This window comes from Streptomyces sp. NPDC001606 (assembly GCF_053596835.1).
Map to the genome: position 1 here is coordinate 286,381 of NZ_JBSFHC010000002.1, position 23,200 is coordinate 309,580.

At 70.6% G+C, this 23,200-nt stretch carries 21 protein-coding genes and 2 riboswitches; of the genes, 8 read left to right on the plus strand and 13 right to left on the minus strand.

Annotated elements, in window-relative coordinates; all coding sequences use genetic code 11:
• Window positions 1-10: 10 nt before the first annotated feature.
• The gene (locus ACWCV9_RS05685; RefSeq protein WP_385839823.1) at window positions 11-178 is read right to left on the minus strand and encodes a hypothetical protein; all 168 of its coding nucleotides are present in this window, start codon (window positions 176-178) and stop codon (window positions 11-13) included.
• A gap of 157 nt (window positions 179-335) precedes the next feature.
• On the opposite strand from ACWCV9_RS05685, the gene ACWCV9_RS05690 reads away from it, so the two are divergent.
• Complete coding sequence (locus tag ACWCV9_RS05690; protein ID WP_450784429.1) at window positions 336-962, plus strand: TetR family transcriptional regulator; 627 nt, start codon at window positions 336-338, stop codon at window positions 960-962.
• 24 nt (window positions 963-986) lie between these two features.
• Here ACWCV9_RS05690 and ACWCV9_RS05695 read toward each other — a convergent pair whose 3' ends face one another.
• Window positions 987-1,985 (minus strand): helix-turn-helix transcriptional regulator, encoded by a 999-nt coding sequence (locus ACWCV9_RS05695; RefSeq protein ID WP_450784430.1) that lies wholly within the window; start codon window positions 1,983-1,985, stop codon window positions 987-989.
• A gap of 106 nt (window positions 1,986-2,091) precedes the next feature.
• Here ACWCV9_RS05695 and ACWCV9_RS05700 point away from each other — a divergent pair, with 106 nt between their 5' ends.
• Entirely contained in the window at window positions 2,092-2,694 is a 603-nt protein-coding gene (locus ACWCV9_RS05700; protein WP_450784431.1) for a TIGR03086 family metal-binding protein, read from the plus strand.
• A 13-nt stretch (window positions 2,695-2,707) separates the two neighbouring features.
• On the opposite strand, the gene ACWCV9_RS05705 is transcribed toward ACWCV9_RS05700, so the two are convergent.
• Window positions 2,708-3,568 carry a thioesterase family protein gene (locus ACWCV9_RS05705; RefSeq protein ID WP_450784432.1) on the minus strand — a complete coding sequence of 287 codons (861 nt, stop codon included), beginning with the start codon at window positions 3,566-3,568 and terminating at the stop codon, window positions 2,708-2,710.
• 152 nt (window positions 3,569-3,720) lie between these two features.
• Here ACWCV9_RS05705 and ACWCV9_RS05710 point away from each other — a divergent pair, with 152 nt between their 5' ends.
• On the plus strand, window positions 3,721-5,022 hold the full coding sequence (locus ACWCV9_RS05710) for an alpha/beta hydrolase (RefSeq protein WP_450784433.1): 1,302 nt from the start codon (window positions 3,721-3,723) through the stop codon (window positions 5,020-5,022).
• On the opposite strand, the gene ACWCV9_RS05715 is transcribed toward ACWCV9_RS05710, so the two are convergent.
• The 10 genes from ACWCV9_RS05715 to ACWCV9_RS05760 all read right to left on the minus strand — a co-directional run bounded on the left by ACWCV9_RS05715 (window position 4,931) and on the right by ACWCV9_RS05760 (window position 16,567).
• Entirely contained in the window at window positions 4,931-5,587 is a 657-nt protein-coding gene (locus tag ACWCV9_RS05715) for a trimeric intracellular cation channel family protein (RefSeq protein ID WP_385839829.1), read from the minus strand. The genes ACWCV9_RS05710 and ACWCV9_RS05715 overlap by 92 nt on opposite strands.
• A gap of 47 nt (window positions 5,588-5,634) precedes the next feature.
• The gene (locus ACWCV9_RS05720) at window positions 5,635-7,026 is read right to left on the minus strand and encodes a M1 family metallopeptidase (protein WP_450784434.1); all 1,392 of its coding nucleotides are present in this window, start codon (window positions 7,024-7,026) and stop codon (window positions 5,635-5,637) included.
• A 97-nt stretch (window positions 7,027-7,123) separates the two neighbouring features.
• Window positions 7,124-8,548 carry an ABC transporter ATP-binding protein gene (locus ACWCV9_RS05725; protein ID WP_450784435.1) on the minus strand — a complete coding sequence of 475 codons (1,425 nt, stop codon included), beginning with the start codon at window positions 8,546-8,548 and terminating at the stop codon, window positions 7,124-7,126.
• Window positions 8,549-8,571: 23 nt separating this feature from the next.
• Window positions 8,572-9,675, minus strand: a complete 1,104-nt coding sequence (locus ACWCV9_RS05730; protein ID WP_450784436.1) for an ABC transporter ATP-binding protein — start codon at window positions 9,673-9,675, stop codon at window positions 8,572-8,574.
• Window positions 9,672-10,670 carry an ABC transporter permease gene (locus ACWCV9_RS05735; RefSeq protein WP_450784437.1) on the minus strand — a complete coding sequence of 333 codons (999 nt, stop codon included), beginning with the start codon at window positions 10,668-10,670 and terminating at the stop codon, window positions 9,672-9,674. Before ACWCV9_RS05735 ends, ACWCV9_RS05730 begins: the two co-directional genes overlap by 4 nt.
• Window positions 10,671-10,779: 109 nt before the next feature.
• The gene (locus ACWCV9_RS05740; RefSeq protein WP_450784438.1) at window positions 10,780-12,576 is read right to left on the minus strand and encodes an ABC transporter substrate-binding protein; all 1,797 of its coding nucleotides are present in this window, start codon (window positions 12,574-12,576) and stop codon (window positions 10,780-10,782) included.
• A 70-nt stretch (window positions 12,577-12,646) separates the two neighbouring features.
• Window positions 12,647-13,654: an ABC transporter permease gene (locus ACWCV9_RS05745; protein WP_450784439.1), complete on the minus strand. Its 1,008-nt coding sequence runs from the start codon at window positions 13,652-13,654 to the stop codon at window positions 12,647-12,649.
• A gap of 315 nt (window positions 13,655-13,969) precedes the next feature.
• A complete protein-coding gene (locus ACWCV9_RS05750; RefSeq protein ID WP_385840305.1) occupies window positions 13,970-14,767 on the minus strand; it encodes an enhanced serine sensitivity protein SseB C-terminal domain-containing protein in 798 nt (265 codons plus the stop codon).
• 164 nt (window positions 14,768-14,931) lie between these two features.
• Entirely contained in the window at window positions 14,932-15,735 is an 804-nt protein-coding gene (locus ACWCV9_RS05755; protein WP_450784440.1) for an enhanced serine sensitivity protein SseB, read from the minus strand.
• A 193-nt stretch (window positions 15,736-15,928) separates the two neighbouring features.
• Window positions 15,929-16,567 (minus strand): AAA family ATPase, encoded by a 639-nt coding sequence (locus ACWCV9_RS05760; RefSeq protein WP_450784441.1) that lies wholly within the window; start codon window positions 16,565-16,567, stop codon window positions 15,929-15,931.
• Between the two features lie 162 nt (window positions 16,568-16,729).
• A riboswitch (glycine riboswitch) is annotated at window positions 16,730-16,827 on the plus strand.
• Window positions 16,828-16,940: riboswitch (glycine riboswitch) on the plus strand.
• A gap of 44 nt (window positions 16,941-16,984) precedes the next feature.
• Between ACWCV9_RS05760 and gcvT the strand changes: the two genes are divergently transcribed.
• The 5 genes from gcvT (at window position 16,985) to ACWCV9_RS05785 (ending at window position 23,192) form a co-directional block, all read left to right on the plus strand.
• A complete protein-coding gene (gene gcvT, locus ACWCV9_RS05765) occupies window positions 16,985-18,103 on the plus strand; it encodes a glycine cleavage system aminomethyltransferase GcvT (RefSeq protein ID WP_450784442.1) in 1,119 nt (372 codons plus the stop codon).
• Between the two features lie 116 nt (window positions 18,104-18,219).
• A complete protein-coding gene (gene gcvH / locus ACWCV9_RS05770; RefSeq protein ID WP_450784443.1) occupies window positions 18,220-18,597 on the plus strand; it encodes a glycine cleavage system protein GcvH in 378 nt (125 codons plus the stop codon).
• Between the two features lie 14 nt (window positions 18,598-18,611).
• Entirely contained in the window at window positions 18,612-19,877 is a 1,266-nt protein-coding gene (gene glyA, locus ACWCV9_RS05775) for a serine hydroxymethyltransferase (protein WP_385839839.1), read from the plus strand.
• Between the two features lie 113 nt (window positions 19,878-19,990).
• Window positions 19,991-21,358: an L-serine ammonia-lyase gene (locus tag ACWCV9_RS05780; RefSeq protein WP_385839840.1), complete on the plus strand. Its 1,368-nt coding sequence runs from the start codon at window positions 19,991-19,993 to the stop codon at window positions 21,356-21,358.
• A 34-nt stretch (window positions 21,359-21,392) separates the two neighbouring features.
• Window positions 21,393-23,192, plus strand: a complete 1,800-nt coding sequence (locus ACWCV9_RS05785; protein WP_450784444.1) for a hypothetical protein — start codon at window positions 21,393-21,395, stop codon at window positions 23,190-23,192.
• Window positions 23,193-23,200 lie beyond the last annotated feature (8 nt).

The following is a 23,200-nucleotide window of genomic DNA, read 5'->3' on the forward strand; positions in this document are numbered from 1 at the left end:
CTGGGTGCGGTCAGTGGGCCGAGGGGTCGCGACGGCGGGCGTGGCGCTCGCGGAGCGCGAAGACGCCGAGCCAGACGGCGATGACGGCGGCCAGCACACCGGTGACGGTCAGCGGTGCGTGGGCGACGGTGCCCAGCACCACGCCGAGCAGCATGAGTGCGGCGACGAGGAACAGCATGGGATCGGATCCCCTTCCGTGATGCCTCGTGTGAAGGCCTTGTCGAGGCCTCGTGTAAAGTTTGAGTGAACAGTTGTAGTAACAGTTGTTCACTGACTTCGAGTCTAGCGCGTCCCACGGCTTTTCAATTCCAGAGAACAGTTGTTAACTGGATGACATGAGTCACACCCTCGGCATCCGTCAGGCCCAGAAGCAGAAGACCCGGCAGGCCTTCCTGGACGCGGCGCTCGCGCTGCTGGAGGAACAGAGCCTGAGCAGTCTGGGACTGCGCGAGGTCACCCGGGCCGTCGGTGTCGCCCCGACCGCCTTCTACCGGCACTTCCGCTCGACCGCCGACCTCGGCGTGGCACTGGTCGACGAGGCGCTGGGCAGCCTGCACCCGATGGTGCAGACGACGGTGTCCACGACCGGCGACAGCGACGAACGCATCACCCGGGCGGTCGAGTTGATCGCGGGCCATGTGGCGGCGTACCCGGCGCACGTCCGGTTCGTCGCCCGGGAGCGGCACGGCGGTGTCCAGCCGGTGCGCGCGGCCATCCAGGCCCAACTCGGCCGGTTCGCCGAGGAGGTGAAGGCCGAGCTGGCCAAGGACCCGCAGGCCGCCGGGTGGGACGACGACGACCTGCTGATGCTCGCCCATCTCTACGTCGACCAGATGCTCATCACCGCCTCCCTGTTCCTGGACGCGCTGGAGGCCCCGGAGGAGGAGCGGGAGCGGGTGACCCAGCTGGCCACCCGGCAGCTGCGGCTCATCAGCATCGGGCGCAGCCACTGGCTGGACTGAGCAGCCCCCGGCGAGCGCCGGTTTTCAGCCGGGCTGCCGGTCCGGTTCCTGGTACAGGGCCGTGACGGAGCGGACCGCCGCGAGCAGCTCCGCACGGGCCTCGGGCGGTTCCAGGATCTGCACCCCGTCGGAGAAGCCCAGGAGTTGGCGCACCGCGCGCAGGTTCGGGTAGGCGAGCCGGAGGACGGCCCACGCGCCCTCGCCGTCCTCCTCGACTCCGTCCGGGTCTCCGTCCGGCGGACTCGTCAGCTGCCCGGCGGCCATCCGCCGGAACATGTCCAGCCGCTCGCGCCGCACCCGGACCGTGACCTCGATCCCGGCCTCCCGCTCCTCCACCTGGCGGCGCAGCACCTCCCAGGCATCGGCGAGTTCCACACCGGGGCGGCGGCGCACGGGTTCGTCCAGCAGCCGGGCGGAGCCCACGCGTTCGGCCCGGAACAGCTGCGGCCGGCCGCGCCGGTCGGCGACCAGGTACCAGACCCCGGCCTTGGCGACCAGGCCGTACGGGTCCACGGTGTACGTCCGCAGGGCGCGCTCCCCGCTGTGCCGGTAGCGCAGCCTCAGCCGGCGGTCGGAGAACACCGCGTCCTGGAGCACCGCCAGGTCGACCGCCGGCTGTGGGCCGCTCTTCCAGCGGGTGGCGTCGACCAGGATGCGCCGGCTGGTGACCTCGGCGGCGGGCCGGTGCGGCGCCGGGAGCGCGGCCATCACCTTGCGCAGGGCCGAGCCGAGGGCCGCGTCCAGGCCGAGCGCGGCATGGGCGCCCTGCGCGGCCAGGATGAACAGCGCCCGGGACTCGTCGGCGGTGAGCCCGGTGACGTCCGTGCGGTAGCCCGCGAGGAGTTGGATGCCGCCGTGCCGCCCGCGCTCGGCGTACACCGGGACGCCGGACGCCGACAGCGCCTCGATGTCCCGGTAGATGGTGCGCACGGACACCTCGAGCCGGTCGGCGAGTTCGTGTGCGGGGACGCGGCCCCGGGTCTGGAGGAGCAGCAGGATCGACAGCAGCCGGTCGGACTTCACCCCGTCAGAATCGCGCCAGTGTCGGGGCGTCGGCAAATGTTGACGTTCCCTGTCAGGTTATCCGGCGATGCTGTGCTCACCGACGTACCGAACGGAGAGACATCGCATGAGCACGACCACCGGATTCACGGACCCCCGCCCCTTCTACGCCCACGCCACCGAGCAGGCGGCCGCAGTCATCGAGACGGTACGGCCGGACGACCTCGGCAGGCCCACGCCGTGTACCGAGTTCGACGTACGGGCCCTGCTGAGCCACATCGTCGGCGGCACCCGGCGGATCGCGGTCGTCGGCGAGGGCGGCGACGGGATGGCGGTGGAGGCGGTCGCCGAGGGCGTCGCCGACGACGGCTGGCCGGCCGCCTACGACGAGGTGCGCACCCGGGTGCTGAAGGCGTGGGACTCCGACGAGCGGATGACGTCCTCGGTGCGGGTGCCCTGGGGCGAGATGCCCGGGCACGCGGCGCTGTCCGGTTATGTGATGGAGATCGTCACCCACACCTGGGACCTCTCCGAGGCGCTCGGGCATCCGCTGGAGCTGGACCCGGAGCTGGCGGAGTTCGCGCTGGCCGCGGCGCGTCAGGCGCTGCCGGACTCCCGCCCGCGGGACGCGCACGTGCCCTTCGACGACCGCAAGGAGGCCGCCGAAGGGGCCGGTGCGTACGAGCAGCTCGCGGCCTGGATGGGCCGTGAACCGCTGCGCCGTCCGTGAGCGCGGCCGCCGCTCAGCCGAGCCGGACCCGGGCCAGCTGACGCGACTGGGCGACCAGGCGGTCCTCGGCGTCCCAGACCTCGGCGTCCTCCTCCAGGAAGCCGCCGGCGAGGTTGCGGGTGGTGATGGAGACCCGCAGCGGGCCGGGGGCCGGGCGGTGGCGGACGTGGACGGTGAGTTCCACGGTGGGCACCCAGCCCTTCAGGCCCAGTTCGAAGGCGGTGGGCGGCAGGGCGTCCACCGCGAGGAGCAGGGAGAGCGGGTCGGCGTCGCGGCCGTCGGCCAGGCCGAACCAGGCCCGCATCTCGCCCTTGCCGGAGGGGGCGCCGAGGGCCCAGCCGAGGGTCGCCGGGTCCAGCTTCAGCATCAGGCGGTCGGTGATGGCGGAGCTGCCCTCGACCGGGGCCGGGCCGTCGTCCGCGCCGAAGCACTGGTCCAGGGGCGGTATGGCCGGCGGGGTGGCCGTCGTACGGACGTCGTCGGGGAGGGCGGCGAGGTCGCCGTAGGAGGCGAGGACGCGGATGCGTTCCGCCTCGTTGCCCTCCTCGTCGTACTGGAAGAGGGAGGCCTGGCCGGTGGAGAGGGTGCGGCCGGTGCGCACGGTCTGGGTGCGGACGACCGCGGGACCGGGCTGGGAGGCGGTGAGGTAGTGCGCGGAGATGGTGAAGGGGTCCGGGTGCGGAAGGCTGTCTCCGAGGGCCCGGCCCAGCACGGCCAGCAGATAGCCGCCGTTGACGGCGTTGATGATGGTCCAGCCGGCCGAGAGGTCGATGTCGTAGACGCCGGGCTCGCGGCGGGTGACCGCGGTGTCGCGGTCGAACTCGCTGTCGCCGATCGTGGCCGTCAGGGCGGGCGCGGAAGCTGCTTCTGGCATGGATGAACGGTACAACAGGAAGCTACTAAGCGGTAGCTTTTTGGGTGGCGGGAGGGTGACGGCTCCGCCCCCCAGGTGAGGTTCGGGCAATTTCCCGGTAAGTCTCCCGAGCCGTCCGAAACCCCGGGCTCCGTATTTCCCTCTATGGGGACATGAGCCTCACCGGGACTCCGTTCCTCTACACGACCATCGTGCTGGCGGTGGTCGCCCTTGTTCTGCCGCTTTTCCTCTGGTCGCGGATCCGCGGGCCCAAGGCCCTGCGCGCCGCGGCCCGCGTAGTGATGCTGCTGTTCGCCCAGGGCACGGCCGTCACACTGGTCTTCGTTCTGGTCAACAACCAGAACAACCTGTACGACAACTGGGCCGACCTGCTCGGCACCGGCAACCATGTGCAGCAGGCCGCCGACCTCGGCCGTGACGGCACCGGTGGCATCTCGGTGAAACGGTTGCCCAAGGTCAAGCAGACCTTCACCCAGGCCGACGGGCCCGGCATGCACGCGGCCGGCGGCGTGCGCATCACCCAGCTCAAGGGCCGGATCTCGGGCGTCAACGCCGAGGTCTACGTCTGGCTGCCGCCGCAGTACAACGACCCGGCCTACGCCCACAAGAAGTTCCCGGTGGTGGAGGTGCTGCCGGGCTACCCCGGCTCCGCCAAGGCCTGGTTCGGCTCCATGAGGGCGCACGAGCAGCTGCTGCCGCTGATGCAGAGCGGCCAGGTGGCGCCGTTCATCATGGTCGCCCCGCGCACCAACCTGCTGGCCGGCGTGGACACCGGCTGCGCCAACATCCCCGGCCAGGTCAACGCCGACAGCTGGCTCAGCATCGACGTGCCGAAGATGGTCATGGACAACTTCCGTGCGCTGCCGGCCCCGCGGGGCTGGGCGGTCGCGGGCTACTCGGCCGGCGCGCACTGCGCGGTCAAGCTGGCCGTGGCGCACCCGGATCGGTACAGCGCCGCGGTGAGCATGTCCGGGTACAACGACCCGATCGGCGAGCGCAACTCCCTCGCCGCGCAGACCCCCGCCCTGCGCGCCGCGAACAACCCCTTCATGATCCTGAAGAAGTCGCCCACCCCGCCGCCGATCGCGCTGTACATCTCCGGCGAGTCCGGTGACGGCTACCAGGCGGGCGTGGCGCTGGAGTCCGTCGCCAAGGCGCCCACCACCGTGCACGTGGTGTTCCTGCCGCGCAGCCTGGGCGGGCACAACATGGCGCTGTGGCGGCCCCAGGTCCCGACGATCTTCCGCTGGCTGACCCTTCAGATGGGGCAGAACCACGCCAAGGGCAAGGACACGTCTCTTACCGGAACCGGTAGTTCTCTTACCGGAACGGCCGCCGGACCGACCGGCTCGGCCCCCGGCTCTACTCCTCGGTCACCGTCGAGCGGCGGTTCCACGCCCGCGGAGCTCGCCAGTGGAACCGCATCGCGAGCAGGCGCAGCACAAAAGCGGTGACGACCGCGAGCCCACTGGTGAGGGGGGTCAGCGCGTCGTAGCGGATGCACAGGGCCACCATCGTGGCCCCCACCATGGCTGGGACCGCGTACAGATCGCGGTCCCAGCGCAGCAGCGAGGGCACCTCGTTGGCCAGCACGTCCCGCAGCACACCGCCGCCGACGGCGGTGGCGAGGCCCAGGGTCGCCGACGCGGTCAGGCCGAGGCCGTAGCTGTACGCCTTCGTCGTACCGCTCACACAGAACAGGCCGAGGCCGGCCGCGTCGAAGACCAGCACCGCCGCCTGGATGCGCTCCACGTGCGGGTGCAGGAAGAAGACCACGAGCGCGGCGAGCAGCGGGGTCAGGAAGTACCCGAGGTCCGTGAACGCGGCCGGTGGTACGGCTCCGATCACCACGTCGCGGAAGAGTCCCCCGCCCAGCGCGGTGACCTCGGCGAGGACGGCGATGCCGAAGACGTCGAAGTTCTTCCGGACCGCCAGCAGCGCGCCGGAGATCGCGAACACGAAGATGCCGATGACATCGAGCGTGTGCTGGACGGAGGGACTGAAGAGTTGCTGGAGCACCCTGACATTCTCACCTGTCGCAGGGCGTGAACCTTACAAAGCCAGGCTCACAGGGCCGGCTTCCCTGTGCTGAACAGCCAGGTGTCGAACAGGTCGCCCAGCTGCTGCCCGCTGACGCGCTCGGCGAGGCGGATGAAGTCGGCGGTGTCCGCGTTGCCGTACCGGTGGAGCTTCGTCCAGGCGGGCAGCAGCCTGAAGAAGGCGGTGTCGCCGATCCGCTCGCGCAGCATCTGGAGCGTCATCGCACCGCGCTGGTAGACGGCGGAGGAGAACATCGTGTCCCGCTGCGGGTCGGCCACCTCGATCTGCCAGAAGGCGGCGTCGGCGGGGCGGGAGTCGTAGGCGGCGCGGAAGGAGTCGTGGGCGGAGCGGGTGCCCTTGTGCTCGGCCCACAGCCACTGCGCGTAGGTGGCGAAGCCCTCGTTGAGCCAGATGTCCTGCCAGCGCGCCACGCTCACCGAGTCGCCGAACCACTGGTGGGCCAGCTCGTGCACGATGGTCGTCTCGTTGCGCACGGCCGAGTAGGCGGGCTTGCTCTGCACCTCCAGAGAGAACCCGGCCTCGGGCATGTCGTCCACGATCGCGCCGGTCTCCTCGAACGGGTACGGCCCGAAGACCTGCGACCAGTAGTCGGTGGCGGCCGCGGTGACGGCGTACACGTCGACGTCGTTGCTGTTCTTCAGGACCGGGTCGACGGCGACGTAGACCGGGATCCCGCCGGGGGTGCGCCCGGTGCGCACGTCGAACTTCCCGATGGTGGCGGTGGCGAGATAGGTCGCCATGGGCCGCGACTCCCGCCAGTGGGTGTACGTCGACCCGCCCCGGTCGTGGCGCGAGACCAGCCGGCCGTTGGAGACGGCGGTCAGGCCCTTGGGCGCCTTGATCCGGATGTCGTAGGTGGCCTTGTCGGAGGGGTGGTCGCTGGACGGGAACCAGGTGGAGGCGGCGTTGGGCTCACAGGCGACGAAGACGCCGTCGGCCGTCTTCATCCAGCCGTAGGAGGAGCCGAACACGATGGGACCGCTGAGCGGCTGCGGTACGCCGCCGTAGCGGACGGTCACGCTGAAGGTGCGGCCCTCCGGGATCGCGCCGCGCGGGGTGACGGTGACCTCGTCCCCGTCCCGGCTGAACCCGGCCTGTCTGCCGTTCACTTCGACCCGGGCGATGTCCAGCTGCTGGAGGTCGAGGTCGAAGGAGGACAGCGCCTGGGTGGCGCGCGCGGTGAGGGTGGTACGGCCGTCCAGGCGGCCGGTGTCGGGGGCGTAGGCGAGGTCCAGGTCGTAGTGGAGGGCGTCGAACCCGCCGTTGCCGAGCCGGGGGAAGTAGGCGTCACCGATGCCGGGGGCGCCCGGGGTGGGGGCGGGGGCGGCGGCGATGAGCAGCAAGGAGGCCGCCGCGGTGGCGAGGACGCCGGAACGTGCCGAACGGGAGAATGCCATGGTCGTCCCTTTCGAGCGTGCCGATCAGTGGTCGGACACGGACGACTGTGCACTCTCCCGTTCAGCCATGTACATGACTTTGCCGAGCTGTCATGTGCTACTTGTCGGTTGACTCCTGGGAGTCGGAGGCCTCGCCGGAAGCGGCGGCCGACTCGTCAGCGGACTCCTCGGCGGGCTCGTCCGTCGACTCCTCCGTGGACTCCTCCGCGGATTCCTCGGCGGATTCCTCGGCGGGTTCGGCCGCGGTCTCCCCGGCCGGCTCCTCCGTGGTCTCCCCGGCCGGCTTCGCAGGGGCCTCTTCCGGGGTCTTCTCCGCCGCGGATTCCTCGGCGAGTTCCGCCGCCACCGCCGCCGAGGTCTGGGCCGACTCCGCGAGGACCTCGTCGGCGACCAGCTCCGCCGCCTCCTTCGCGGCGGTGAGCAGGACGGTGTCCTGCGGAGCCTGGTCCTCGAAGTTCTCCGGGTGGTGGCAGGCCACCCGCTGACCCGGCCGCAGCTCCTTGAGCGGCGGCTCGACCGTGGCGCAGATCTGCGTCGCCTTCCAGCACCGGGTGTGGAAGCGGCAGCCGCTCGGCGGCGAGATCGGCGAGGGCACATCGCCCTTGAGCAGGATGCGCTCGCTCTTCGCGTTCTTCCGCTTCGGGTCCGGGATCGGCACCGCCGACATCAGCGCCTTGGTGTACGGGTGCATCGGCTCCCGGTACAGCAGGTCGCGGTCGGCCAGCTCGACGATCTTGCCGAGGTACATCACCGCGATCCGGTCCGAGACATGCCGGACGACCGAGAGGTCGTGCGCGATGATCACGTAGGTCAGGCCCAGTTCCTCCTGGAGGTCGTCCATGAGGTTCACGACCTGGGCCTGGACCGACACGTCCAGCGCGGAGACCGGCTCGTCGGCGACGACCAGCTTCGGCTTCAGGGCGAGCGCGCGGGCGATGCCGATGCGCTGGCGCTGACCGCCGGAGAACTCGTGCGGATAGCGGTTGTAGTGCTCGGGGTTGAGGCCGACCACCGACAGCAGCCGCTGCACCTCCTTCTTGATCCCGCCCTCGGGCTCGACGCCCTGGAGCCGGAAGGGGGCGCTGACGATCGTGCCGATGGTGTGGCGCGGGTTCAGCGAGGAGTACGGGTCCTGGAAGATCATCTGCACATCGCGGCGCAGCGGACGCATACCGCCGACGCCGAGGTGCGTGATGTCCTTGCCCTCGAACTCGACGCTGCCGCCGGTCGGTTCCAGCAGCCGGGTGATCAGCCGGCCCATGGTCGACTTGCCGCAGCCGGACTCGCCCACGACACCGAGGGTCTCACCGGCGCGGACCTCGAAGTCGATGCCGTCCACCGCGCGGACCGCGCCGACCTGCCGCTGCAACAGCCCCTTCTTGATGGGGAAGTGCTTCTGGAGCCCGGTCACCTTCAGCAGGATCTCGCCGGGGGCGGCGTCCTTGGTGAGGGTGGCCGTGCCGGAGGTCTTCGTGGCCCTGGAGTCGGCCTCGGCACCGTCGCTCTGGGCAGGAATGCTCACTGCCTCGTCCTTGGCGTTCTCACTCACAGCTTCGGCGCAATCTCTTCGGTCCAGATCCGCTCCCGCTGCTCCTGCGACATGTGGCAGGCGGCCCAGTGCTTGCTGCCGACCTCGGTCAGCTCGGGGCGGACCGTGCGGGTCACGTTGTCCTTCGGGATGTCGGCGTACGGGCAGCGCGGGTTGAAGGCGCAGCCGGACGGGACGTTGATCAGCGAGGGCGGGGAGCCCTTGACCGGGATCAGCCGCTCCTGCTGGTCGCGGTCGAGGCGCGGCATCGAGCCGAGCAGACCCCAGGTGTAGGGGTGGCGGGGCTCGTAGAACACCTTCTCCGCCGGGCCGCGCTCGACGCAGCGGCCGCCGTACATCACCAGGATGTCGTCGGCCAGTTCGGCGACGACGCCCAGGTCGTGGGTGATGATGATGACCGCGGAGCCGAACTCCTTCTGGAGATCGCGGATCAGGTCGAGGATCTGCGCCTGGACGGTCACGTCCAGGGCGGTCGTCGGCTCGTCCGCGATGAGCAGTTCGGGGTTGTTGACCAGCGACATGGCGATCATCGCGCGCTGGCGCATACCGCCGGAGAACTCGTGCGGGTAGTTGTCCACCCTCTTGTCCGGCTGCGGGATGCCGACCCGGTCGAGCATCTCGATCGCGCGCCGGCGGGCGGTCTTCTTGTCGACGTCGTGGTGGATCCGGTAGGCCTCCACGATCTGCTGGCCGATCGTGTAGTACGGGTGCAGCGCGGACAGCGGGTCCTGGAAGATCATCGCCATCTCGCGGCCGCGCATCCGGCGCACCCGGTCGGGGTCGGCGGACAGCAGCTCGGTGCCGTTCAGCCAGATCTCGCCGGAGATCCGCGCCTTGCGCTTGCCGTACTGGCCGGCGGTGTGCAGGCCCATGATGCCGAGCGAGGTCACCGACTTGCCGGAGCCGGACTCGCCCACGATGCCGAGGGTCTTGCCCTTCTCCAGCTGGAAGCTGAGCCCGTCGACGGACTTCACCAGACCGTCGTCGGTCGGGAAGTGCACCTTCAGGTCGCGCACTTCGAGGAACGACGCCGGCGCGTCCGGGGCCGAGGAGTCCGTGGGCTCGCCGACGGCCGCGCCCGTCTTGCTGAGTTCGGTCATGAGAGCCTCACTCGGGGGTCGATCACGGCGTACAGGACGTCCACCAGAAGGTTGGCGATGAGCACCGCGAGGGAGGTGATCAGGGTGACACCCAGGATGATGGGCAGGTCCTGGTTCTTGATGGCGCTCAGCACGGCCTGGCCGAGGCCGGGGATGCTGAACGTGGTCTCGGTGAGGATCGCGCCGCCGATGAGGGCGCCGAGGTCCATGCCGAGCATGGTCAGGATGGGGGTCATCGTGGAGCGCATGGCGTGCTTGCCGATGACGACCTGCTCCTTGAGGCCCTTGGCACGGGCGGTGCGGATGTAGTCCTCGCCGAGGACCTCCATCATGGTCGCCCGGGTGATCCGGGCGTACATCGCCGCGTACAGGAAGGCGAGGGTGGTCCAGGGCAGGATCATGCTGGCGAACCAGCCGCCCGGGTCGTCACCGAGCGGGACGTACTTGGCGCTGAACCAGTGCAGCCCGAAGACGAAGATCGCCGAGGCGAGCAGACCGGTGAAGTAGATGGGGAGGGAGACACCGCTGAGGGCGACGAGCATCGCACCGCGGTCCCAGATGCTGCCCCGCTTGAGGGCGGAGAGCACACCCGCCGCGACACCGAAGACCAGCCAGAGCACAGCGGCACCGAGCGCGAGACCCAGGGTCACCGGGAAGCGGTCGGTCAGCACCGGCCAGACGGCCTGCTCACTGCGGAAGGAGTAGCCGAAGCACGGCGCGGCGCAGTGGGTGACATCGCCGCCGGCCGCGTAGGTGCGGCCCACGAAGATGCCCTTGAAGAAGTGCCAGACCTGGAGGTACACCGGGTCGCCCAGACCCAGCTTCTCGCGCACCGCCGCCACGGCGTGCGGGTCTGCCTGCTTGCCCACGAAGCTCGTGGCGATGTCGACGCCCGCCCACTTGGGGACGAGGAAGAAGATGCTGAAGACCACCAGGACGATGACCACGAGCATCACTGCGGCGGCGAACAGCCGCCTGATGAGGTAAGCGAGCACAGCTTACGGCCCGCCGCGGACCGCGGGCCCCGGAGGTCGTCCGTGGGGCCCGCGGCTCGCCGCGCCGGCCTTCACCTGCCTTTCGTGCCGTACGGCGGGTGTGCCGGTTTTACTTCGTGGACTTCAGACCGATGTTGACGAAGTCGTAGTAGCCGCTGTACGCGTTCGTCGTGTACACGTTGCCGACCCGGGAGGAGCGGAAGTTGAGGAACCGCTCGAAGGTGAAGGGCAGGTAGTACGCGCCCTCCATGACCTTGTGGTTGATCTCCGTGGAGATCTGGGTCTTCTTCGACGCGTCCAGCGTGGCGCTGTACTGGTCGAACAGGCCGTCGATCGTCTTGTCCTTGATCAGGGCGTAGTTGTTGTTACCGCTCTGCAGGATGTACTTGCTGCTCCACAGCGGGATGCCGTAGCCCTGGACGGTCGGGAAGTCCGGACCCCAGCCCATGATGATGATGCCGAGCTTCTTCTTCGCGACGTTCGAGGGGCTGCCGATGATGCCCGGGGACTGCGAACCGTCGTACTGGTAGATGTCGGCCTTGATGCCGACCTTCTTCAGCGCCGCCTGGAGGGACTCGGAGGTGGCGACTTCCTGCTGCTTGTTGTTGCGGACCGCGATGGTGGTCGAGAAGCCGTTCGGCTGACCGCAGGCCTTCAGCTCCTGCTTGGCCAGGGCGACGTTGCCGTTCTTGTTCTTCGTCGCGATCTGGTACGGGTCGTACTTCTGGCCCTCGCCACCGGCGACCGACGGCGGGAGCATGTTGGTGCCGATGTCACCACCGGCGACCGGGCCACCGCGGGCGGTCTGGAGCGACACGTGGTCGGCGGCGTAGATGACGGCCTTGCGGCAGTGGATGTTGTCGAACGGCTTGACGCTCTGCGGGAAGACCGCGTAGCGGATGAAGCCGGAGACCGGGTTGTCCAGGTTGCCCTTGTTCTGCTTCAGGGCTATCTGGCGGCCCTGGGGGCCCAGGCTGGTCTGCGACGCGTCGATGTCGTAGTCGCCGTTGATCAGCTGCTGGTCGGAGTTGGTCTGGTTGGTGGAGATGTCCAGCGTGATCTTGTCCGGGTACGCCTTGCGGACCGGGTCCGAGGACGCCTTCCACTTGTCGTTGCGGACCAGCACGAGGCCCTTGCCCGGCGTGTACGACTGGAACTTGTACGGGCCGGAGGAGAACGGGTGCAGGCCGTACTTGGACTTGGTGTCCTTGTCCTGGCGGACCGGGGAACCCGTGGTCATGGCCAGCGCCTGCGGGAAGTCCGAGTTGGCCTTCGGCAGGTGGAAGACGATCGTCTTGGCGTCGGGCGTCTGGATCGCGCTCAGGCCCAGGTGGTCCTTGGTGGAGTCCTTGTAGGGGCCCTTGTAGGTGTTCTTCGGGTCCAGCATCTGCTGGAGGTAGATCGGACCGCCGGACAGCACGTCCTGCGCCCAGACGCGCTCGATGCCGTACTTGACGTCCTGGGAGGTGATCGGCTTGCCGTCCTCCCACGTGATGCCGTCGCGCAGGGTGAAGGTGTAGGTCTTGCCGTCGGCCGAGACCTTGCCCATGTCCGTGGCGAGGTCCGGGGTGAGCTGGGCTCCCTCGGCGCCCGGCGCGGTCTTGTAGGTCAGCAGCTGACGGCTGTAGTAGCGGGAGAAGTCCCACATGAAGCCGTAGTAACCGCGCGTGGTGTCCCACGAGTCGGCGTCCTGCGTGCTGACGTACTTGAGCGTGCCGCCCTTCTTGACGAGGTTGGCCTGGGCGACCTTGTTGACGGCCGCGTTGAAGCCGGCAGCGCCGTCCTTCGAGCCGCCGTCGCCGCTGCTGTCGCCTCCGCCGCACGCCGCCGTGGTCAGCAGGCCGGCGACCACTGCGGCAGCGGCAAGGGCCTGCTTGCGCCGCCCTGAGGTGCGTTCGGTAGTCACGATCTCGGATCCTCCGGATTTGATGAGAGACCCCGTGGAAGAGCTCACGGGACGCTTGGGGGTTGGCACCTCAGCGGGAACCCTTCGGGTCCAGCGCGTCCCGCACGCCGTCGCCGAACAGGTTGAAGGCCAGCACCGTGATGAAGATCGCCACGCCCGGGATCACCATGTACATGGGGTCCGAGTCGTAGTAGTCGATCGCGCTCGAGAGCATCTGCCCCCAGGAGGAGGTGGGCGGCTTGACGCCCACGCCCAGGAAGCTGAGTGCCGCCTCGGTGAGGATGTTGGTGGGGATCATCATCGTCGTGTACACGATGATGGGCGCGACGAGGTTGGGCAGCAGCTCCTTGAAGAGGATGTAGAGCCGCCCGGCACCGAGCGAGCGGGCCGCCTCCACGTACTCGCGTTCGCGCAGGCTGAGGGTCTGGCCGCGGACCACGCGGCCGATGTACGGCCAGCCGAAGAAGCCGATGACCAGGATCATCACGAACACGCGCACACCGGTGCCGGAGAGACCCAGCATCTCGTTGGGCATGACGGAGACCAGGGCGATGATGAACAGCAGCTGGGGGAAGGCGAGCAGACCGTCCATCACACGGCTGATGAGCGAGTCGACCCAGCCGCCGAAGAAGCCGGCGAGAATGCCGAAGAGGGTGCCGAGGATGACGGCGACCACCGCGGACAGGAAGCCGACCAGCAGCGAGATCCGGGCGCCGTAGAGGATGCGGGCGAAGATGTCACGGCCGTTGACCGGCTCCACGCCGAGCAGATGGTCGCCGCTCATGCCGCCCAGCGAGCCCTTGGGCGTGCTGAACAGCGGGTCGATCAGGCTCTCGTGGTAGAGGTCCGGGTCCTGCCCGACCAGGTTCGCGATGACCGGCGCGAGCAGCGCGATCACGATCAGGACGAGCACGACGATGCCGCCCGTCAGGGCGAGTTTGTCCCGCTTCAGGCGTTCCCAGGCGATCCGCCCCAGGGAACGGCCCTGAACGGCCTTCGCGTCGGTGGCGGCCGTCGCCGCTTCCTCGGCCGCACCCGGGGCCGCTTCCGCGGTCGGCTCGTGCAATGGTGCCGTCATTAGGCTGGGACCCCTCTCAACCGGCGGTAACCGGCCCGCACTTGCCGCTGGTAGCGGCATCAATCAGTCCGTCGTACACAGGGGCGAACCCCTTGAAGGGGGAGTCTTCAACGCCTGCGCGATCAGCCGCCAGCCTTGGCAGTGAATGGATGCGCAACCGTGATGGAAGCAGGTGAACGCCGTTATGCGGACAGTGAGTCCCGTTGACCGGACGGTAACGGAGGGGTTCGAGCCCTCGGACAAGGGTGCCGTTCCGGCCGGGCGGCGACCGAAAGTCGAGGTCAGCGGAGAGGTCGCCGGGAGGTCAGTGAGCGGTCAGTAGCCGCCGTGGGCGGGGGGATAGCCGTAACCGGCTGCCGGTGTCTGGGGCAAGGGCTGGGCCTGGAGTTGCGGCTGGGGCTGCGGCTGGGCCGCGACCGCATGCGCCTCACGGTCGTAGAAGGGGCGCGCGTTGGCCCGCATCCACATCACCACGGGGTCGTAGTCGTCGGTCATCGCGACCGTCGACACCGGCAGCCCTTCCGGGACGGCGCCGACGGACTGCTGCATCATCGCGCGCACCGAGTCGACCGCGGCGGGCGAGGTGTCGTAGACGTCCAGACCGATGGCGAGGTACGGCGCTCCGAGGGCCGGCTGCACCCAGGCGCGGCGCAGGGTGCGGAGCGCGGGCGTGCGGTGGGCGTTCTGCGCGAGCAGCGCGTAGAACTGCGGGATCTCGATGCCGGGTTCGGACAGCCGGAGGGGTCCCGCGGGCTGCCGGTCCAGACCGGTGGCGATACGGCGCAGATCCAGCCAGGGGATGCCGACGCCGCCGCCCGGGGCGTGCGGGTTGAGCCAGAGGCCGTAGTGGTCCGGGTAGAGGGTGCGGGCGACGTCGAGGCCGTCGACGACCTCGTAGGAACGGTTCCAGCCGCTGGCCGAGAGTTCCTGGGCGGAGGTGACACAGGGGGCGTAGTGGAAGCCGCCGACTTCCATGTCCCCGTACTGGGCGTCCGGGGAGCCGGCCTGGCCGTGCCACAGCAGCATCCAGATCTGGCCGGCGGAGGGGGTGGCAAGGGCGCGGAGCAGGGCCTCGTAGGCGTCGTAGCGGCCGGGGGTGACCTGACGCAGCATGTGCTCGACGCTGCCGCTGTGGCTCGCGCTCACCTTGTCGTGCCCTTCTGTTCAGTGCGCCCGGGTTCGGGGACAGCTTAAGCGCCCGGTGACGCGGAGCCGCCTGTGCGTGCGCGGGTGCGGGTGGCTGGTGGCCACCCGCGCCCCACGCCCCTCGGGTGTCTCTACTGGCCGTACTGATAGAAGGGCCGGACGCGGTGCTTCAGCCATTCGGCCACGGGGTCGTCCGTCACGTCCAGCAGGACCAGGTTGACCGGCCATGCGACCGGGACGCGGGCGAGGGCCCGGCCCAGCGCCTCCAGGGGGCGGGCGCGGAGGTCGCCCTCCCACTGGGAGAGTTCCACGCCGACGAAAAGCACCGGTTCGTCCGTCTCGATCGCGGCGAGGCAGCGGCGGGCGGTGTGGACGACACCGATCTCGGCGAACTCGGAGGAGGCGGCGGCGAGGAAGTCCACCGGGTCGTCCTGCCAGTCGGGTTCGAAGAGCCGGACCCGGCCGCCGGCGGCGGGGCCGTCGAGCGGGGTACGGCCGCTGCGGCACAGCTCGGCCACCGCCTGCGGCGGCAGCGGGATGCCGACCACCCCGTCGGGGTTCACCACGATGCCGACCTGCGGGGGCAGTCCGCGGGCGAACTCCACGGCGGGGGCGATGGTGTACCCCATGTGGGAGCCGACGACCTGGCGGAACTGTTCCTCGGAGCTGAACACCGGGACGTACACCTGGCCCGCGATCTCGGTGGTGGGCAGATCCAGCGGGCCGCTGTCCGGGCCGCCGCCGGAGGGCAGCGGGATCCACAGGAAGCTGCGGCCGAGCACCTCCACGATCCGGCCGGCCGCCGCGGGGATCCCGAGGGAGGCCGACAGCACCTCCTCGAGTTCGTTGCCGGGCCAACCGCCGTGCGGGTGGGGGTGCGCCTGAGCCGGGAAGCCCGCGGGAATGTCCGCGGGCAGATCCGCCGGGAAGTCCATCTGCCTACCGCCTGCTGGGAACCACTGCTGTGTGCATGAAGGCTAGCGGGTACGCCACCCCCGCCCGGCCCCCTCGCCCACCCCCGCCCAAGCAGCCCGGGGCACATGCCCCACCCCCGAACAACACCGGCACCCCCAGCCGTCCAACCCTGTGTCAGCCGGTGAAGGCCGCACGGTGCGGGGGTGGGTCGGCTCAGGGCGTGAAGGAGAGGGTGTGCAGGGTGTCTGCTGCGGGGCGGTCCAGAAGGAGGGCTGTGGTGCAGCCGGTGGGGAGTTGGCCGCGTTCGATCGCGTCGAGCAGGCGGGCCGTCGTGCGGCGGTGGCGGCGGAAGGCGTAGCGGGAGACGCCCCGGCCGCGCTCCTGCTGGCCCGCGCGGGCCGTGGCGGGGTCGACGTCGAGCAGCAGCAGATGCAGGGTGCCGCCGCGGCGGCGGGCCTCCCGGGCGAGCCAGCTCCGCACCCAGGCCTGGGTGCCGCAGTCGTGCACGACGACGCCCTCGCCGGTGCGCAGGGCGCGGCGCAGCGCCGTGTAGTGGGCGAGGCGGACCAGGGGGCGGTAGAGGACGTAGGGGAGGCCGCGGGGCAGCCGGGCGGCGAAGCGGTCGCGGGTGTCCTGGGAGTCGATGCGGCGGCCGGTGACCGTGCGGTGCATGAGGGTGGACTTGCCGCTGCCGGGCAGGCCGGTGATCACCACCACGTCCCGGGGTCCGAAGAGCAGGGTGCGCGGGGTGTGGCCGGCGCGGTCGCGCAGGTCGCGCACGGCGCGGATGGTGGCGCTGGTCCGCTGCCGCGGCACCGTGACGCCGGTGGCGTACGCGGGGGTCCTGTTCACCGTGATCGTCCTCCCCTGTCGACTCGGTCAACTTCTTTCCCGTCGACCGTAAAGAGAAGGTAATAGGCGGTGGTGGCGGGCGGGTCCGGGTGCTGCCACAGGTCGGTTACAAAAGCGGCCGCGCCGTGCAATGATGTGCGCGCCAACTGCATACCGGCCGCTTGAATCCGCGCGGGAGAGTCCCCAGCCGTCGTCGCTGGGGCGCCGAAGGAGCAAGTCCCTCCCTTGAATCTCTCAGGCCCCGTTACCGCGCGGGCGAGGCACATCTGAAAAGCGGGCCGCTGTGTCAGTGGCTCCACCCAAGGTGCAAGCCCTGATCGTCCCGGTGGCGGTCGTGGCGAACCTCTCAGGTTCCGATGACAGATGGGGAGGAACGTTCCTCGCCCCCGTCCGTGTGCCCTGGGAGACGACCGACCGATGAGCAGCACTGAACTCCGTCACACCGCGCTGGATGCCGTGCATCGCGCGCTCGGTGCGACGATGACCGACTTCGCCGGCTGGGACATGCCCCTGCGCTACGGCTCCGAGCGCGACGAGCACCTCGCCGTACGCACCAAGGCCGGCCTCTTCGACCTCTCCCACATGGGCGAGATCACCGTGACCGGCCCGCAGGCGGCCGCCCTGCTGAACTTCGCCCTGGTCGGCAACATCGCCTCCGTCGGCGTCGGCCGCGCCCGCTACACCATGATCTGCCAGGCCGACGGCGGCATCCTGGACGACCTGATCGTCTACCGGCTCGCCGAGACCGAGTACATGGTCGTGGCCAACGCCTCCAACGCCCAGGTCGTGCTGGACGCGCTGACCGAGCGGGCCGCCGGGTTCGACGCCGAGGTGCGCGACGACCGGGACGCCTACGCGCTGATCGCCGTCCAGGGCCCGGAGTCCCCCGGCATCCTGAAGTCGCTGACCGACGCCGACCTCGACGGCCTGAAGTACTACGCCGGTCTGCCCGGCACCGTCGCCGGCGTCCCCGCCCTGATCGCCCGCACCGGCTACACCGGCGAGGACGGCTTCGAGCTGTTCGTGAAGCCGGAGCACGCCGTCGAGCTGTGGCAGGCGCTGACCAAGGCGGGCGAGGGCGCCGGCCTGGTGCCGTGCGGTCTGTCCTGCCGGGACACGCTGCGCCTGGAGGCGGGCATGCCGCTGTACGGGCACGAGCTGACCACCGCCCTCACCCCCTTCGACGCCGGGCTCGGCCGGGTGGTGAAGTTCGAGAAGGAGGGCGACTTCGTCGGGCGCGAGGCGCTCACCGAGGCCGCCGCCCGCGCCGAGCAGAACCCGCCCCGGGTGCTCGTCGGCCTGGTCGCCGAGGGCCGCCGGGTGCCGCGTGCCGGATACGCCGTCGTCTCCGGCGGCGAGGTGATCGGCGAGGTCACCTCCGGCGCCCCCTCCCCCACCCTCGGCAAGCCGATCGCCATGGCCTACGTCGACGCTGCGCACGCGGCGCCGGGCACCCCGGGCGTCGGCGTGGACATCCGGGGCACCCACGAGCCGTACGAGGTCGTGGCTCTGCCCTTCTACAAGCGGCAGAAGTAGACACTGGGCCTCGGCACGTCCCCGTGACGTGACCCTGCGCACATTTCCCTGCCCGGCACCAGTTCCGGCAGTCCCCCCTTCATCAGCACTCCCGCACGTACAGGAGAATTCAGGCCATGAGCAACCCCGAGCAGCTTCGCTACAGCAAGGAGCACGAGTGGCTGTCGGACGCCGAGGACGGCGTCTCGACGGTCGGCATCACCGAGCACGCGGCCAACGCGCTCGGCGACGTGGTCTTCGTCCAGCTCCCGGACGTCGGTGACACCGTGACCGCGGGCGAGTCCTGCGGCGAGCTGGAGTCGACCAAGTCGGTCTCCGACCTGTACGCCCCGGTCACCGGTGAGGTCACCGCGGTCAACCAGGACGTCGTGGACGACCCGTCGCTGGTGAACTCCGCTCCCTTCGAGGGCGGCTGGCTGTTCAAGGTGCGCGTGACGGACGAGCCCGAGGACCTCATGAGCGCCGACGAGTACACCGCCTTCACCGCCGGCTGAGGAGTCGTACCCCGATGACCGTCCTGAACACGTCCCTGCACGAGCTGGACCCGGAGATCGCCGCCGCGGTCGACGCCGAGCTGAGCCGCCAGCAGTCCACGCTGGAGATGATCGCCTCCGAGAACTTCGCGCCGCTCGCGGTGATGGAGGCGCAGGGCTCGGTGCTGACCAACAAGTACGCCGAGGGCTACCCGGGCCGGCGCTACTACGGCGGCTGCGAGCACGTCGACGTCGCCGAGCAGATCGCCATCGACCGGCTCAAGGAGCTGTTCGGCGCCGAGTACGCCAATGTGCAGCCCCACTCCGGCGCCTCCGCGAACCAGGCGGCCCTGTTCGCCCTCGCCCAGCCCGGGGACACCATCCTCGGCCTGGACCTGGCGCACGGCGGCCATCTGACCCACGGCATGCGCCTGAACTTCTCCGGCAAGCAGTTCAACGTGGTCGCCTACCACGTGGACGCCGAGACCGGCCTGGTCGACATGGCCGAGGTCGAGCGGCTCGCCAAGGAGCACCGCCCGAAGGTGATCATCGCGGGCTGGTCGGCGTACCCGCGCCGGCTGGACTTCGCCGAGTTCCGGCGGATCGCCGACGAGGTCGAGGCGTACCTGTGGGTCGACATGGCCCACTTCGCGGGCCTGGTCGCGGCCGGTCTGCACCCGAACCCGGTGGAGCACGCCGACGTCGTCACCTCGACCACCCACAAGACGCTGGGCGGCCCGCGCGGCGGCATCATCCTCGCGAAGAAGGAGTTCGCGAAGAAGCTGAACTCCTCCGTCTTCCCGGGCTTCCAGGGCGGTCCCCTGGAGCATGTGATCGCGGCGAAGGCGGTCTCCTTCAAGGTCGCCGCCTCGGCGGAGTTCAAGGAGCGCCAGCAGCGTACGGTGGAGGGTGCGCGCATCCTCGCCGAGCGCCTGACGGCCGCGGACGCCCGCGAGGCCGGGGTGAACGTCCTGTCGGGCGGCACGGACGTGCACCTGATCCTGGTCGACCTGCGCGAGTCCGAGCTGGACGGCCAGCAGGCCGAGGACCGGCTGCACGAGGTCGGCATCACGGTCAACCGCAACGCCGTCCCGAACGACCCGCGTCCCCCGATGGTCACGTCGGGTCTGCGGATCGGCACGCCGGCCCTGGCGACCCGCGGCTTCACGGCCGAGGACTTCGCCGAGGTCGCCGATGTGATCGCCGAGGCGCTGAAGCCGTCCTACGACGCCGAGGCCCTCAAGGCGCGCGTGAAGGCGCTCGCCGACAAGCACCCGCTGTACCCGGGTCTGAACAAGTAGCTCAGGCCCCCGCAGTACCCGGGTCCGGACCCACGGACCCGGCCAGGCAAGTCCCCGGTGGGGCACCCGGCGATCCCGGGGCCCCGCCACCCCCTGCTTTTTGAGGAGTGACCGTGGCCATCTCGGTCTTCGACCTGTTCTCGATCGGCATCGGCCCGTCCAGCTCCCACACGGTCGGCCCGATGCGCGCGGCGCGGATGTTCGCCCGCCGGCTGCGCAACGAAGGGCTGCTGGAACAGACCGCGACCCTCCGGACCGAGCTGTACGGCTCCCTGGGCGCGACCGGGCACGGCCACGGCACCCCGAAGGCCGTCCTGCTCGGACTGGCCGGCGACTCGCCGCGCACGGTGGACGTGGAGACGGCCGACGCGCGCGTGGACGCGATCAAGGCCGAGGGCCGGATCCGGCTCCTGGGCGAGCACGAGATCGCCTTCGACTTCGACCAGGACCTCGTGCTGCACCGGCGCAAGGCGCTGCCGTACCACGCCAACGGCATGACGCTGTGGGCGTACGACGCCTCCGGCGCGGAGCTGCTGACCAAGACGTACTACTCGGTCGGCGGCGGCTTCGTGGTCGACGAGGACGCGGTCGGCGCGGACCGGATCAAGCTGGACGACACGGTCCTGAAGTACCCCTTCCGCACGGGCGACGAGCTGCTCCGCCTCACCAAGGAGACCGGCCTGTCGATCTCCTCGCTGATGCTGGAGAACGAGCGGGCCTGGCGCACCGAGGAGGAGATCCGCGCGGGCCTGCTGGAGATCTGGCGGGTGATGCGCGCGTGCGTGCAGCGCGGCATGAGCCGCGAGGGCATCCTGCCCGGCGGGCTGAAGGTCCGCCGCCGCGCCGCCGTCTCGGCCCGCCAGCTGCGCGCCGAGGGCGACCCGCTGGCGCACGCGATGGAGTGGCTCACGCTCTACGCGATGGCCGTGAACGAGGAGAACGCGGCCGGCGGCCGGGTGGTCACCGCCCCCACCAACGGCGCGGCCGGGATCATCCCGGCGGTCCTGCACTACTACATGGACTTCGTGCCCGGCGCCGACGAGGACGGCGTGGTCCGCTTCCTGCTCGCCGCGGGCGCGATCGGCATGCTCTTCAAGGAGAACGCCTCCATCTCCGGGGCCGAGGTCGGCTGCCAGGGCGAGGTCGGCTCCGCCTGCTCCATGGCGGCCGGCGCGCTCGCCGAGGTGCTCGGTGGCTCCCCGGAGCAGGTGGAGAACGCGGCCGAGATCGGCATGGAACACAACCTGGGCCTGACCTGCGACCCGGTCGGCGGTCTGGTCCAGATCCCGTGCATCGAGCGCAACGGCATGGCCGCGGTGAAGGCGGTCACGGCCGCGAAGATGGCGATGCGCGGCGACGGCTCCCACAAGGTGTCCCTGGACAAGGTCATCAAGACCATGAAGGACACGGGCGCGGACATGTCGGTGAAGTACAAGGAGACGGCGCGCGGCGGGCTGGCGGTCAATATCATCGAGTGCTGAGACGACGGGGGCACCGGGACGGCGGGGGGCCGGAGTGACGGGCGGGGCGGGATGGCTGCGGGTGCCCGTGGGCGCGGACGCCGAGCGCTGGGTCACCCGGGTCCGCTGCCGTCGGGTCCTGTTCGTCGTGCACAACGTGACGTCCGCGACGCGTCTGCTGGACGTCCTCCCGCTGTTCGACGGCGACCTCCGGGTGCAGATGTTCGCCACCTGCACCGGCTCCTCCCCGTTCCTGGCCGGGGTGCCCGAGCTGCTGGCCCGGGCGGGGCTCCCGGTGCTGCCCTGGGAACAGGCCCTGGCCACCCGGTTCGACCTGGCGGTCTCCGCCAGCTACGGCGGTGAACTGGGCCTGATCCAGGGCAAGTTGGCGGTCCTGTCGCACGGGGTTGGCTACAACAAGAGGCTGGCGACACCGGACGGCGGACACCGGCCGCAGGCGCCCGTGTTCGGCCTCTCGCCGGACTGGCTGCTTCACGACGGCCGGCCGCTCGCCTCGGCCACGGTCCTCTCCCACCCCGAACAGCTGGAGCGGCTGCGTGCCGCGTGTCCGCAGGCGGCGCCCACCGCGGTGCTCGCCGGGGACCCCTGCTACGACCGCATCCTCGCCGCACTCCCCCAGCGGGACCGGTTCCGCCGGGCGCTCGGGGTGGCGAAGGACCGGCGGCTGATCGTCGTCAGCTCGACCTGGGCACCGCGCTCCCTCTTCGGCGGCCCCGCGACGGACGGCACCGGCACGCCGGGCGCGGATGATCTGCTGCCCTGGCTGCTGTCCCGGCTGGCGGCGGAGCTGCCGGCCGACGAGTACCGCACCACGGCCGTCCTGCATCCGAACATCTGGTACGGCCACGGCCCCGGACAGGTCCGCGCCTGGCTGGACACCGCACGGCGGGCCGGCCTGGACGCCATCTCGCCGCTGGACGGCTGGCGGCAGGCGCTGATCGCCGCCGACTGCGTGCTGGGCGACCATTCGAGCGTCACCTACTACGCGGCGTCCATCGGCGTCCCGGTGCTGCTGGGGGCGTTCCCGCAGGCGGACCTCGACCCGGACTCCCCGGTGGCCGCCCTCGGCCGCACGGCTCCCCGGCTGGTGCGGCGGGGCAGTCTGCGCGACCAGATCGACCGGGCGATCGACACGCACGACCCCGGCCGGTACAAGGAGCTGGCGGAGCAGACCAGTTCCGCGCCGGGCGAGTCGGCCGCCCTGTTGCGCCGGATGTTCTACGACCTCATGGACCTCCCGGAACCCGAGGGACGCCCGGCCCTGCTTCAGCCGCTGCCGCTGCCGCCGTACACCCCCGGCCGGGTCACCGCGCCGGTCCGGGTCCTGGCCCGGACGGCCGGCCCCGACACGCCGGAGGTGACGCTGGTCCGGTACCCGATCGCCGAGGACGGGCCCGGCCCGTCGGAGGCCGTGGCGGCGCGGTTCGACCTCGCGCACACGGTGGTCGACGAGGAGACCCGGGAGCCCGGCCGGGCGGCCCTCGCCGATGTCGTCGTACGCCGCGCGGCCGCGGACGACCCGGTGCTCGGGCCGCCGGCCGCCTGGGTGGCGGAGGCACTGGACCGCTACCCGTACTGCGGAGTTGCGGCCTATGTCGACGGCCCCGACCGCTGTGTCGTGGGCACCCGTGCGGGCGAGCTGCTGCGGCTGTCCGCCGCCGCGGGCCCCGACGGACGGCCCGACCTGTGCGATCCCGCCGTCTACGCCTCCGCCCTCTACACCTGGGTGGCGAACGGCCGGCCGGTGGCGTCCGCCGCCCCCGGACTCACCGTGCGCACCGGCGACACGGCCCACCGCGTCACCGTCGAGCCGCTCCCCGCGGCCCGGCCCTGAACCGGCGC